11 protein-coding genes and 1 pseudogene are annotated in these 13779 nt (G+C 29.8%); 2 read left to right on the top strand and 10 right to left on the bottom strand.

The window, feature by feature from the left end; genetic code table 11:
• The 6 genes and pseudogenes from SPD90_RS13820 to SPD90_RS13795 form a co-directional block, all read right to left on the bottom strand.
• Window positions 1-731, bottom strand: a pseudogene (locus tag SPD90_RS13820) (tetratricopeptide repeat protein); the annotation flags it as partial.
• Window positions 732-829: 98 nt separating this feature from the next.
• On the bottom strand, window positions 830-1420 hold the full coding sequence (locus SPD90_RS13815) for a GAF domain-containing protein (protein ID WP_320625165.1): 591 nt from the start codon (window positions 1418-1420) through the stop codon (window positions 830-832).
• Window positions 1421-1462: 42 nt separating this feature from the next.
• Window positions 1463-2962 carry a VanW family protein gene (locus SPD90_RS13810; RefSeq protein WP_320625164.1) on the bottom strand — a complete coding sequence of 500 codons (1500 nt, stop codon included), beginning with the start codon at window positions 2960-2962 and terminating at the stop codon, window positions 1463-1465.
• 18 nt (window positions 2963-2980) lie between these two features.
• Window positions 2981-4414 (bottom strand): UbiD family decarboxylase, encoded by a 1434-nt coding sequence (locus SPD90_RS13805; RefSeq protein ID WP_320925616.1) that lies wholly within the window; start codon window positions 4412-4414, stop codon window positions 2981-2983.
• Window positions 4415-4501: 87 nt separating this feature from the next.
• Complete coding sequence (locus tag SPD90_RS13800) at window positions 4502-5254, bottom strand: PP2C family serine/threonine-protein phosphatase (protein ID WP_320925615.1); 753 nt, start codon at window positions 5252-5254, stop codon at window positions 4502-4504.
• A gap of 118 nt (window positions 5255-5372) precedes the next feature.
• Window positions 5373-5675, bottom strand: a complete 303-nt coding sequence (locus tag SPD90_RS13795) for a hypothetical protein (RefSeq protein WP_320925614.1) — start codon at window positions 5673-5675, stop codon at window positions 5373-5375.
• 220 nt (window positions 5676-5895) lie between these two features.
• On the opposite strand from SPD90_RS13795, the gene SPD90_RS13790 reads away from it, so the two are divergent.
• Both SPD90_RS13790 and SPD90_RS13785 read left to right on the top strand, forming a co-directional pair.
• Complete coding sequence (locus SPD90_RS13790) at window positions 5896-7659, top strand: peroxiredoxin (RefSeq protein ID WP_320925613.1); 1764 nt, start codon at window positions 5896-5898, stop codon at window positions 7657-7659.
• A 391-nt stretch (window positions 7660-8050) separates the two neighbouring features.
• A complete protein-coding gene (locus SPD90_RS13785; protein WP_320925612.1) occupies window positions 8051-8704 on the top strand; it encodes an NAD(P)-dependent oxidoreductase in 654 nt (217 codons plus the stop codon).
• 126 nt (window positions 8705-8830) lie between these two features.
• Here SPD90_RS13785 and SPD90_RS13780 read toward each other — a convergent pair whose 3' ends face one another.
• The 4 genes from SPD90_RS13780 to SPD90_RS13765 form a co-directional block, all read right to left on the bottom strand.
• Window positions 8831-9748: a ribonuclease H family protein gene (locus SPD90_RS13780; protein ID WP_320624014.1), complete on the bottom strand. Its 918-nt coding sequence runs from the start codon at window positions 9746-9748 to the stop codon at window positions 8831-8833.
• A gap of 15 nt (window positions 9749-9763) precedes the next feature.
• A complete protein-coding gene (locus tag SPD90_RS13775) occupies window positions 9764-10681 on the bottom strand; it encodes an AEC family transporter (protein ID WP_320624013.1) in 918 nt (305 codons plus the stop codon).
• Window positions 10682-10747: 66 nt separating this feature from the next.
• Complete coding sequence (locus SPD90_RS13770) at window positions 10748-11713, bottom strand: calcium/sodium antiporter (RefSeq protein WP_320925611.1); 966 nt, start codon at window positions 11711-11713, stop codon at window positions 10748-10750.
• 38 nt (window positions 11714-11751) lie between these two features.
• Window positions 11752-13779: ATP-dependent DNA helicase (locus SPD90_RS13765; RefSeq protein ID WP_320925610.1), on the bottom strand; the 2028-nt coding region annotated here is incomplete at its 5' end.

The raw sequence follows: 13779 nt of genomic DNA, 5'->3' as shown, positions 1-13779 counted from the left end.
TTTTCAAAAATAGGATTATCCTTATCTATACATCTAAGATCTTCTAGTAGAGATATCTTTTTCTTTTCGTCTCCTACTCTATCGTAAAGAAGTATAGATATTACATAAGGCTCTATAAGCTCAGGCTCTTCTAATATCAAGCTATCAAAAATTTCTATTGATTCTTCATTTAATTCTTCGTTTATGAATCTAATAGAATGATTATATCTCTCCAAGAAGGTTTTAAAATCCTTAGACGATAATAAAGTAACGTATTTTCTAGACAATTCATTGTTGCCATAACATTGACTTGTATAAAAGCTTTCAAATGACTTAGAAAACTCGCATTTTAAAAGATATAAAAGACCTTTTAAATTTAATATATCTGGATCCTTTGGGTTTAATCTAAGCGCCTCTTCTACAAACTCGACTGCCTTTGTTATGTAATGTCTATTTGCTAAGTCAAGTGCATTATTGTATTTATTGTAAGACTCTAGTTTAATTTCCTTTGAAATCTCTGTAGAATTTGTGTTTAATTCTTTTTGTAGGTTTAAAATTGTCTCATTTTTATAATTTGATGTAACATATGTCTGTTTTAATGCCTTTAATGTATCATTGTCTTCATTTTCATCTTCGTCTATTTTAAAAAAAGTATAGTCACTTTTATTTTCTTCTACTAAAGAGATATCCATTATTTTTCTTGGCATATTTTCAATATCTAAAACTATATTTTCTCCTAAAATAATAACCACCTCCCAATATTCATATACTCTAAGATAACACATTTATAAATTATAGTCAAAAAAATTCCTCCACTTATTTGTAATTTTGTAAGTGAAGGAACTTGTAGCTATTTTATATTGTATTTTTTGACCTTTCTATAAAGAGTAGCTATACCTATGTTTAAAGCCTCTGCAACTTTTTTCATTTCTTGGGTATTACTACCGTATTTTTTTATCGCCTTTTCTATTTCTTCTTTTTCTAGCTGGTCTACAGTTTTTATCTCTTCTTTGTACATCTCATCTAATTTAAATGAAATTAAATCAGACATGCTGGATATAAACTCTCTTAGCTCTTTGTCTTTAGACAACAATCTTTCTTTTTGTTCTTCAGTGAAGGCAGCTATACCTAAAATTCCTATACTTTCATCACCTAATTTAATAGGAGTACATATATCCGCTAGCTCCTTGCAATGTTCCCTACTTGAACAAATCTTGCAGCTATCTTCTATATCCTTATTGATAACATATGAATTTCCTGTTTTTAAAACATTGGAATATACAGCTTCTTCTGAGATTTTATCTCCTATCTTATCTTTAAAAATACCTGTGCCTGCTATTCTAAATAAATCCTTAGACACCACGGTAACATCCACATCTAGTACATTAGAAATATTTTGGCAAATATCTTGAATATACTGGGTTATATCATTAAGCTTCAAATCAACACCCCCTATAATTTATATATTTTTATTATATAATTTTTAATTGCTTTCGTCAGTATTTCCTGCAGCTGTATCACCTGTAGAAGTTCCTGGATCTGGAGTTGGAGTTGGTGCTGGAGTTACTGCTCCACCTCCTTGATTATTATCTCCTGAATTATTATTTGTATTCCCTGGAGCTTCGTTATTATTGTTAGGAGCTCCATTTACACCAGGAGATTGATTGATAGTTGCTTTTTTTGTACCCACTACCACTACTGCATTTTTACTTGGATAATAAGATGAACACACCTTCTCTTTTTTTATCTGTTTTCCATTTTCATCATAATAAATTCTGTAAGTAGATACTGTGTATCCAGTTCTTCCTCTTTGTAAAGTTTTAGTAACACCTTCACTCAAAGTAGAATCATGTTGTTGTGTCGTACTAAAAGAAATAACTGAGTTTATAACAGTAGATATTTCTATTTTTTGATTATCACTTTTTGCTCCAAAAATTTGGCTCTTTACGACTCCATTATTGTAATAGTTCTTTATAAAAACTGGGTTTTTATAATTATTTTTAAATACAAAATCCACTCCTGTATCAGTAACTGTAGCATCTCTTCCCAATGCAACATAGTCTGAAGGTATTGAATGGTTAGTTCTAGATACTATATCAAGTCCAGCGTATAAGACGCTGTTAAACATAGTAGATGAAACCTGACATATACCTCCTCCTACACCGTTAGTTACTTCTCCTCCACTTATTACATGGGCATTTTGATATCCATTTTTAAGACTTCTCGCACCTGTATGTTTATTATAAGAGTACTCTTCTCCTGGCATCAATAAAACATCAGTAGTTTTTTCACAAGCCAATTTTATATTTTGAACTCTTCCATAGCTTACATCAGATAAAACTGTCGTATAGCTACCAAGAAGAGTATCTACCTTTTCTAAGTCAGAGCTCTTTACTTCAGGCTCTATTGTTTTTACTACTAATTCTTCTATAAAATCTCCATTTTGAAGATTTTTTATGAAATTCTTCTTACTTGATTTTATATCTAATTCCAATCCGTTTTCTTCTTTTACTACTTCAACCTCGTCATTTTTTACTTCTAAAGTAGCATTTTTAACTTCTACGTTGATATCCTTAGATATATCATTTAATTTTTTTTCTAATTTATCCTCATCGCAATTTATTGAAACATTTATATTTGTCTTATATCCAGCCATAGATTTTAATGAATTAAATATGTTGACTACTATATTGCTGTCTCTGTTTACGTTATAGGCTTTGTCTATTGTTTCATTTATATCGTAAGTAACGTTTATTTCTTTAGGATTGACACTCCATTTATCGTCCTCGTATTTAAAATTGAATGTCTCCATTTTATATTCACTGCTTAATTTCTTCTTCGCTTCTTGTTTTGTAAGGTTTCCAATATTGATATCCTTTACGTAAACATTTTTAGATATTTTATCTCCATTTATAGAATAAACACCTACACCTATTAAAACTAGTACCACACATAAAATACCTAAAAGTATCCTCTTTTTCATAATATTCTCCTTATTAAATTAAATTTTACTTATCTTACTATCTACAAATTTATATACAGTTTTGTCGTACATATTTACTAAATAAACTTCTTTAGTAAAAGAGAACCATCCTTTTTTAACAAGTACATAGTAGTATATATTGTTGTTCTTTTCTATTAGCTTATTTAACTCTTCTTCATCTACATATTTTACAATTTCTGATTTAAATTTTACCTCTAAATCATTGTAATCTTCTTTTTTCTGACTTAATTTATCCTTTACTATAGTGGCTGCATCCTTAGAGCTTATTGCAAATACATAATTTCCATCTTCATCTACCTTATAATATCCATCGCTGTACTCACAATCGTAATCTACCTTTTCAGATTTATAAGAATATATTTGTTTGCTCTTTGCCTCTACCAAAACTTCATTTATTATTTTATTGTCTTTTACAACCTCTGCATAATAATAAATTTTTTGACCTATAGTCTGTTGATATGATATAACTGATAGTAAATCAGCATCTATACCACTTTTTTTGCTTATTAAATTTTTGATATCATCAGATGAAAGAGTATATACAGATATTTTTTCTTTATATTCATCTTCTAATTTTTCTATTTCTTCGTCATTTGGATAATATGGTTTTAAATAAGTTAAATATACTAATGCATCTTCATACTTTCCTTCTTTTGAAGAAATATTTGCTTGAGATATATAGTAATTGTACATTGAATCTATACACTCTTGCCTTTTACTTTGAGCTAAGCTGTAGTATTTCTTATCGTCTTCTATCACTTTGTCATATTTTTCGATAGCTTCCTTGTATTTTTTTATTTGTTGGAATTTACTACCTTCTTCGTACACCTTTCTAGATTCGTATACTGTCTTTATTTTGTTTTTATACTCATCTAAATCTTGATAAATTCCATTTAATGAAGTTGTAATTTCCATATAAGAAGATGCTTTTTCGTAGTTTATATTTTCATCTATATACATTTGTTCGACTCTACTAGATATATCTAATAATTGGTCTACATCTATTGTTATCTCATTTAGGGCATTTATAGTGTTTATAAGTCCTGAATACTGCTCCTTAGATATTTCTCCACTTATATATTTATCACCACTATTTACGACTAATACTGATAATTTTTTTGATGCCACCTTATTAAATTTATTCATTTTAGACGCCGAAAATTCTTTTTCCAAATTTGTATAATATTGGTAAGCTTCTGTATATTTTCTATTTGATATACTGTCTACTAATATATCAGCTTGTTTTCCTACATTTAAATCTCCTCTGCTGAAAAAAATAACTACCAAAAGTACTAAAAACGCTAAAAATGACAAAGATAGACTTACAAAATACTTTTTACTGCTTTTGATTTTATCGATTTTATCTTCAATTTGATATTTTAATGTATCTAATTGATCTCTTATTGTGTCTAAAAATTTTTTTAAATCCATCCATCTTTACCTTCCTGTTTTATTATAACTTTTTTAATTATTATACCATATTATTCTATTATGCTTTGCTATATTTTTAATTTATTTTCAATCATATATAAATATTACGCTTATATCATCAAATGAGCCGTATTTACTTAATTTTTCTAAATATTTGCTGTACGTTTTTTCTAAGTTCATTCGTGTAAATACATTTTTATTAAATATTTTAAATGTTTTATCTAATTGAGATTCAAATTTATGGGTATTGTCGAAGCTATTTATAAATCCATCTGTAAAAACGACCATCTCGAATTCATCGCATCTATCTAAAATTTTATACTGCATTTTTTCTTCACATCTATCTTGTGCTAGAGAGTTGACTATTTTATAGTTGTTGTTTTCAAATATAGATTTGTAAGAAGCTTTTCTTTTTACTAAAATACCTCCATCTCCTAGATTAAAAAATACGATATTTTTTTCTAATAAAACTACAAACGTCAAGGTAGTTCCATATTGTACGTAGTCCAATTTATACGCCTTGAAATTTCTTTTATAAAAATCTTGATATACCATACTTCTCCATTTTGATTTTATTTTAAATAGTATTTTTTTATTTTCGAAATCCTCTATAAATAAGTCTATCTCTTTGTCGTCTAAATAAGACTTTACTATATTTAGAGTAGCTTCACATGCAAGCTTTGAGCCTATATGGCTGTATTTAAATCTACTCGAGCTATGGCCATCTGCAACTGCACAAAATATATAATTTTCATATTCTTTATAAATAGAAAAATCCTGTGAGCCAAAGCCTTTCACTAAATTTTTATACCCTGTAACACTAGCATTAAATATATTCATAAAACCTCCCAAATATCTTAAAATTATCCTTAATATTATTTAGTTTTTTGCATAAAAAAAATACCATTAAGTTTTCGCTAACGGTATTTTTTTATGTAAACTTGATTTATGATATACTTTAAGATATTTTTTGTCTGTGATTTTTTCGTTGTATACTTTTGGTACGTGTACTAACTTTTTTATCAGTATTTTTATTGACTTTTTTAGGAGATTTTCTTTTAAAAATATATTCTGACCCTGTGAAAATAAGTCCTACAGATAACATCACAAAACACAAACCACCTAATAATAAATACCAAATAATTCCTATTTTTCCTACACCCATTATTTTATTGGCGATCATTAACACAATCCCTGAAAAAAAGCATATTAAAAACGACGTTATTATAACTTTTAAAATTCTGCTGAAAATACTTTTCATAATTATCCACTCCCAAAACTATATTATCTCCTACTATATATCTTATCAAAATGAGACATAAATTTCAATTGATATAAGAATTTTGACATAAAATTGTTATATTTTTTTTATAAATTTAAATTAATCTGAACTTTATCTTTATTTCAATTGTTAGTTTGTAACAATACTGTGTGTTTTTAATAATATAAATATAAAGATTAAATTTAAAAGGGGTGATACTATGCCATGTTTGCCTAGCCTAGGAGGTAAGGCTCCAGATTTTACAGTAAATACAACATTTGGTCCTATAAATCTGTCTGATTACTGCGGTAGATGGGTGGTTTTATTTTCCCATCCAGGAGATTTTACTCCTGTTTGTACTACTGAATTTATATGCTTTGCAAAGTACTACAATGAATTTACAGCGAGAAATACTCAGCTAATCGGTCTGAGTGTGGACAGCAATTCTTCCCATTTGGCATGGGTCTACAATATATGTAAGCTTACAGGTATTGAAATTCCATTTCCTATTATAGATGATTCAAGTAGAAAAATATCTAATCTTTACGGAATGATTTCAGAGCCTTTGAGCTCTACAGCAACTGTGAGAGCTGTTTTTATTATAGACGATAAACAGATACTTCGAACTATTTTATACTACCCTATGACAACTGGTAGAAATATATTTGAAATATTGAGAATTATAGATGCACTGCAAAAATCCGATGCAGAAAACATAGTGACGCCTGCCAACTGGCTCCCTGGAAATCCAGTTATAGCGCCACCACCAAAGACATATAAGGATTTAAAAAAACGAATCAAAAACTGCGATAAAAAATACTCCTGCTTAGATTGGTATCTATGCTTTTTAAACGAAGAAAACAAACAAGATATGGTCGAATACATGAACTATCCTAATACAAAAGATTTTACAATTAAAAGTCAAAGACAACCTAATGAATATATAAGCGCTAACTGCCCAAATATACAGCCGATAGTATTTCAATACGTACTTGGAAATCCAGAGAATTTAGATCCTACTTATTTAGATGCGGCGATATATGCCTTTGTGCAGATAGATGAAAATGGTGATTTATATGTTCCTTCACCTAGATATTTAAATCAAATGTTATCACTTAAAGAAATCAAGCCTTCTCTAAAAATAATAGCAGCTATAGGAGGCTGGGGGGCAGATGGATTTTCAGATGCAGCCTTGACACCTACATCTAGATATAATTTTGCTAGAAATGTAAATGAATTTGTAAATGACTACGGTCTAGACGGAATAGACATAGATTGGGAATACCCTGGAAGTAGTGCTGGTGGAATTAAATCTCGACCTGAAGATAAAGAAAATTTCACATTGCTTTTAACTGCTCTCAGAGATGTTTTAGGTGAAGATAAATGGATAAGTGTCGCAGGAACTGGAGATAGTGGTTATATAAATAGAAGTGCTGAAATAGACAAGATAGCACCTATAATCGATTATTTCAACCTGATGAGCTATGATTTTACTGCCGGCGAAACAGGCGATAGAGGTAGAAAGCATCATGCAAATTTATATGAATCAGATTTATCTCTTCCAGGCTACAGTGCAGATATAATGGTAAACAACCTAATAAATGCAGGTATGCCATCTAGAAAAATAAATTTAGGTGTGCCATTTTATGGAAGACTAGGAGCTACAACTACAAAATCCTACGACGAGTTAAGAGAAAATTATATCAATAAAAACGGGTATATCTATAGATTTGACGATGAAGCTCTAGTTCCTTATCTAATTAAAGATTCAATATTTGCTATGTCCTTTGAAAATGATCTATCTATTTTCTTAAAAGCTCAATACGTGCTTCAGCATTGCCTTGGAGGTATATTCTCATGGACCTCTACCTATGACCAAGCTAATATATTGGGAAGAGCTATGTATTTATCGATTAACGATCCTTATAACTTTGAACAGGAGCTTAGGGATATATACGGTAGTGTGCCTACATTGCCAGAATAATTTTTTAAAACTACAGGAAATTATATGTTTATATCCTCGAATATATAATTTCCTAAACTTATTTTTTAAACCATAGATTAAATTAATAAATTTGAAAGATATTGTAAAATATAATTCATATATTTTAGTGTCTTTTTTTAATTATTTCTTGCTATTATAGAGTTAATAGATTTTTTGCTATTAATTAAAATTCATATAATTATCATAAATTATGTACATAATAAAATAAATAAGAAAATCTTTATTCTAAAAATCCATAATGTAGATTTTCTTGAAACACATATACGGAAATTATATTTATCTATAATTTAAAAATGAATATAATTTAAGTACTTGGCGCAGCAAGTACGCTACTCTTTCCTATGTGTTATAAGAAAGGAGGAATTAGAAAATGAATGTAACTATATTCGGTGCCAATAGCTCTATTGGAAAACACCTTATAAACCTTTTTATAAAAGGCGGTCACAAGGTAATTGCGTTTGTAAATAAACCCGGCTCAATCAAGCTTCCACCTTCTAATTTAAAGATAATTGTTGGACATGCTTACGACCACGCACTTGTAAGAAGCGCTATAGAAGACGCTGATATCGTAATAAATGCATTTAAGCCTGATTTTAAAATATTCAAAAATACAAATTACTATATAAACAATATTTCAAATAAAACTATAATAGAAGAGATGGTAAGACTAAATAAAAAAAGATTTATAACTCTTTCTAGACTTACAAATAGCTCAGATACAGGAAATATCAATCCATTTATATGGACTTTCTTGAACAAAATCCAATATAAAAGCTACAAAGACGAATTTAAATCTACCCTTGAATTACTACAAAAATCTGATTTAGATTGGACTGTACTCAGAATTATACGCACGGCTCCTTCTAGAAAAAAAGGACAGTATTCGTACTATAAAGACCAAAATATCAAGCTGAGTCCTTTTGTTTCTAACTACAATATAGCCTGTTTTTTATACGATATATCTATAAAAAATTTATTTATAAATGAAATGCCTATTATATCTAACAAAAAATCAAAAAAATAAGGTACAAAACGACCTTATTTTTTTAATTTTTTTCTCTTTATAATGCATAGGAAATTATATTCCTTTAAAATTGTCGATAAATATAATTTCCGTCATGCATTTCAAGAAAATCAACATTATGGATCTTTAGGATAAAGATTTTCTTACATATCTAAGTACTTCTTCCAATCTTTCATTTTCTAGATTTTCAAGTATTTCATTTATTTTTTCTATTAGCTCTTGCTTATAAGCATCCGTATTCTCATCTAGTATAGATTCAGATATTTTAGGTATATTTTTATCTTCACCTAAGACTACTATATTTTCGTAGCCCTTTGTAATTAAGCTCTCTATTTTTTCTTTTACATCTTGATTTTTGACTAGTATTTGATTATTTGACAAGTGCTTTTCTAGTATTTTGTCGTTATCTATACCCAACTCTTTTTTACAAATAGTATCGGCCATTTCGTTGAATAAATCCTCTTGATGGCTTTTCACTTGTACAAATTGGATTTCTATGCCTTTATCCATCAAGCTATTCATTTTTTCGTAGTAATCCTTAGATGACTTATCCTTTCTCTGCCAAAATCCAGTCGCATGGTGGCAGATTCCTTCGTAATCGTGAAATACTACTACTTTTTTGTGACCGTTTTTTAAAGCGTATTCTACACCTTCTACTGCAGCCTTTAGTTCTCCAGCTATTTGTCTTATGTTATTGTCTTTAGCGTTTTTGCCAGATCCACCATGAACATACTCCACGATGTCATTGTAGACTGCGACTACTCCATATGAAAATTTTCTACTTGCTGAATTATAGCTTCCGTCTACATATATATGAAGACAATTTTCATCGTAGGAATCCTTTCCCTTTCTCAGTAATTCACTTCCATTTTGTAAAAAAGACTTTGCCTCCTCTACATCCTCAAAGCTCTTGTAGATGGCGCCCTTTACACCTTTTATATATTTTTGGCACTCGTTCCACGAATCTACTAATTTATTTTGAACTCTTTGATTTTTCGAAAAATCAAAGCCCTCTTTTATAGCGTATACTTTTTTCTTTGCCATATATACCTCCTGTTTTTAAGCGAACAACAAATAAACCAACGTCGGTATTGTAAACACGCTGGCAAGTGTCGTTATAAATATTGATTTCGATGCTAATGATGTATTTCCTCCAAATTGATTGCAAAACATAATAGCGATAGTTCCAACAGGCATCGCTATTAAAACGACTAAAACTCCTAAAACCATAGCATCGTGCACGATAAATTTAAGCACCCACCAAAATAAAATAGGCATAATAATTTGTTTTATTATCGTATAAATGTATATTCTAATATCGCTTACTACTTCCTTTATTGGAATTTCAGCTAGAGAAGAACCTATTATCATCATAGCAAGTGGAGTTGTTATAGATCCCACTAAATCGGATGTTTCAGCTATTATCACAGGCATCTGCCACTTTGTAAGGTAAATCACGACCGCTATTATAGAAAAAATTATACCTGGATTTATCAATTTCTTGTAGTCAAATGATACCTTTCCTGCTCCAGATATTAAAAATACTCCATAGCTATAACACAATATATTAAAAACTAAATTGCATATAGACGCAAAAAATAGAGCTTCTTTTCCAAATATTGCTTGAATTACTGGATACCCCATAAATCCTATATTTGAAAATATAGTCATAAATTGATATAAATTTCTATCTTCCTTAGCTACTCTTAAAATTCTGCCAAAAAATATACCTATAAACGGCAATACTACATATACAGCTACTGAAAGCAAAAATATCTGAAGCACCGTATTCAAGTCACCTTCTACAGGCTCTGAAACAGAATATAAAATAAGTGCAGGCGATGTTATATTTAGCACCAATGAAGATAATTTTTGATTTAACTCTTTATCTAGTATTTTTACTTTGTTGGCTATATATCCTACTATCATAACTAAAAACAATATGACCATTTGGTTTATTATAACCTGTATATCCATGTATTCCCTCCTCAACATAAAAAAGTCTTGAAGTGATAAAACTCACTTCAAGCACTATAAATTATTTTATCTCATTATTATATAAACTAAATACACGACGTAAAGTAATGATAAAACGACACCCTCTCCTCTACTAATAGTTCTCTTTGTAGCTGAAAGTAGATAAGCCAAAAGAGTCGTAAGTATCATTACAAGCATATCATAGAATACAATTGGATGAACTGCTATGCTGTGTATTGATGCTGATATACCAAGTACAAATAGCAAGTTAAATACGTTTGAACCTACAGCATTTCCTATAGCTATATCACTTTCGCCTTTTCTAGCTGCAACTATACTTGTAACTAGTTCTGGTAGAGAAGTTCCTACAGATACTATAGTCAAGCCTACTAAGTTTTCACTCATACCCCAAGCTAGAGCTATATTGCTAGCTGAGTTTACTACTAATTGACCACCTATTACTATTCCAGCGATTCCTAAAATACTGTAAATTATACTCTTAGAAAGTGGTATTTCTTGAACCTCGTCTTCTTGTACTTGATCCTTTGATGTAAGCGCCATTTCTATTAAGTAGTACATAAATATAGCAAATAACGCTAATAATATATATCCATCTGCTCTAGATAGCATATTTTGTGTAACGCCCTCTTGAAATCTAGTATCGTGTGATATTACTGCAAGGACAAAACAAGCTAAAGTTACAAATGGAAACTCCTTTATAATCGTGCTTTTTTGAACCTTGATAGGCTTTACTATAGATGTCAATCCTATTACAACTAAAAAGTTAAATATATTAGATCCCACTACATTTGCTATTGCCATATCATTTTGACCTTTTAGAGCTGCTGTAACACTTACTGCTGCTTCTGGTGCACTAGTACCAAATGCAACTATTGTAAGTCCTATTATTAAAGGAGGAATACTAAATTTTTTGGCTATAGATGATGCTCCTGATACGAATCCATCTGCTCCTTTAATTAAAAATAAAAATCCTGCTAATAATAAAATATAATCCATAATTTTTTTACTCAAAATTTGAGCAATTCTCCTTTCTTCTTAAATTTCAATTTTTAACATATTTTATCAATATCTACAATATATTTTACATCATAATACTCGACTATCAACTTATTTTTTTGATTTTGATAGTATTTTACATTTGCCTTTATAGACCTCTGTTTTATTTCTTTATTTACATACTCTGTTAAATCGATATTACTCGAATTATCCGGCTTACTTTTTAATATATCTGTTATTAGCTCTACAATTACCTCTTTTCTATTTTTTTTCAGGTGATAGCTTATATAATTTTTAATATTAGAGCTTCTAATATTTCTTATTTTGCAGCCGTGGAGATTTTGCTCTAGCTTTTTGTTTATATAATCGTTATTGCCCATATCGAATACTATAAATACTCCGTAATCATACTTGCTTCTAAGTATTCTACCTAGTGCTTGCTTTACCTTTATTATCATCTGAGGGTAGTTTACTTGAAAATAAGTCCTTTTAAACTTATCCATTATGCTAAAATACAGTGGATCTCTTGGATTTAAGTTAGGCATTTTATCTAATGTCACACATACGAGACCATCTCCCGGTACATCCACACCTTCAAAGCAACCCTTAGACCCCAAAACTACACTTTTATTTTCTACATTTTTTAGTGATTTAATTCCTTTTTTATTCATATATACTTCTATGTCCTTTTCGTGCAATTTATCTACTAAAATATCGTATGTATCCTCTTGTCTTCTTCTACTGTTGAAAAGGCATAGCACGTTTGAATTAGTTGCCTCGATAGACCTTTCTATATTAGAAGCCATATTTTCTATGAAATATTCGTCTCTATATCCTCCCATATCGATTACTTTTACGACCTCAAGTCTCTTTTTATAGTCGTAAATTGGATCTATAATTTTTTTAGTGTTGTTTACTTTGTCGATTCCCAAGGTATTTGTAAAGTAGTCCATATTGTTGTCGACACTCAAGGTAGCAGATAGAAAAATACCACTAGTCAATGTAGATAGTATATTTTCTCTAAATAAATCGGCTAAATTTAGAGGGACTACTTTAATCGAAAAGCTTTTGAAATCGCTTGAAATAGTCACTATTCTCGAAAATAAATCATCTTCTTCGTATTCTAGAAACTTTTCTAAGGTTATAGATATTTCCTCTAAGTCCTTTAATTTTGACTTTCCGTATTTGTAGATTTCGCTTTCCTTATCTATCCACTCGTCCTCCATATTTCTATCTAGTAAAATCATTATTTGCTTTACATTTGACAGTATGCTCTCGATGTTGTACTTTACTACCTCAGTATACGGTTTATAAGTGACCTTTATGTACTGGTTGTTTTTATGTAAAATTCCAATTTGATCGTCTTTTTGCAAATTCAGCTCCCAGCTCAAGTCGTAATTCACTATTAAATCGTATCCTTCATTTACACCGAAATCGAGTATCTCATGTATTTTCTCGAATATAAAATTGATATTTCTGCTTATCTTCTGTTTTATATCTCTATCTAATTTTATCTCCGTGTAAAATCTATCTATAGGCTTTATTTTTCTCTTTTGTCTTTCTCTTATTTCGTTGTAGTACCTAGAAGTACTTGAAAATTCACTTGGGTAGATTTCCTTTAGAAAATGCCTAAAGCTATTGTATTCTATTTCCTGTGAAAAAAAGTCATATCCCTTTTCGACTAAGTTGTGTGCCTCGTCTACTATAATATTTTCTAGAGGCTTTTCGTCTACATACGGCCATCTAGCAAGTAGAGAGTGGTTTACAACTGTGATATCCTCGTCCTTTAGCTCCTCTACTCTTTTTTTATACAGGCAATTTTCATAGCATTTTTTAGGCTTGCATAAGTCTACATCACAGACTACTCTAAGTAGGTGGCCTTGAAGTTCTTTAAAATGGTTTAAAATCCAGTAATTTATCTCCTCGATATCTCCGTATTTTCCGTCCTTTATTAAATTTTCGATAATTATTATAGACATTATATCCTCGTAAGTTGGATTTTCAGCTTCGTAATCCTTTTTATAATCGTAAAATTTACTCTTGCATATGTAGTTGTTTTTGCCCTTTATATATCCGTAGCT

The organism is Intestinibacter sp., assembly GCF_034113885.1.
GTDB lineage: Bacteria > Bacillota > Clostridia > Peptostreptococcales > Peptostreptococcaceae > Intestinibacter.
Note: the sequence above shows the minus strand (reverse complement) of the source record. Positions and strands in the feature narration are given on the sequence as shown.

What these genes read in the sequence shown, in the direction of transcription:
- SPD90_RS13810 (WP_320625164.1), bottom strand. Translation starts at nt 2,962, where the DNA reads ATGAAAAAGAGGATACTTTTAGGTATTTTATGTGTGGTACTAGTTTTA.
- SPD90_RS13805 (WP_320925616.1), bottom strand. Translation starts at nt 4,414, where the DNA reads ATGGATTTAAAAAAATTTTTAGACACAATAAGAGATCAATTAGATACA.
- SPD90_RS13800 (WP_320925615.1), bottom strand. Translation starts at nt 5,254, where the DNA reads ATGAATATATTTAATGCTAGTGTTACAGGGTATAAAAATTTAGTGAAA.
- SPD90_RS13795 (WP_320925614.1), bottom strand. Translation starts at nt 5,675, where the DNA reads ATGAAAAGTATTTTCAGCAGAATTTTAAAAGTTATAATAACGTCGTTT.
- SPD90_RS13790 (WP_320925613.1), top strand. Translation starts at nt 5,896, where the DNA reads ATGCCATGTTTGCCTAGCCTAGGAGGTAAGGCTCCAGATTTTACAGTA.
- SPD90_RS13785 (WP_320925612.1), top strand. Translation starts at nt 8,051, where the DNA reads ATGAATGTAACTATATTCGGTGCCAATAGCTCTATTGGAAAACACCTT.
- SPD90_RS13780 (WP_320624014.1), bottom strand. Translation starts at nt 9,748, where the DNA reads ATGGCAAAGAAAAAAGTATACGCTATAAAAGAGGGCTTTGATTTTTCG.
- SPD90_RS13775 (WP_320624013.1), bottom strand. Translation starts at nt 10,681, where the DNA reads ATGGATATACAGGTTATAATAAACCAAATGGTCATATTGTTTTTAGTT.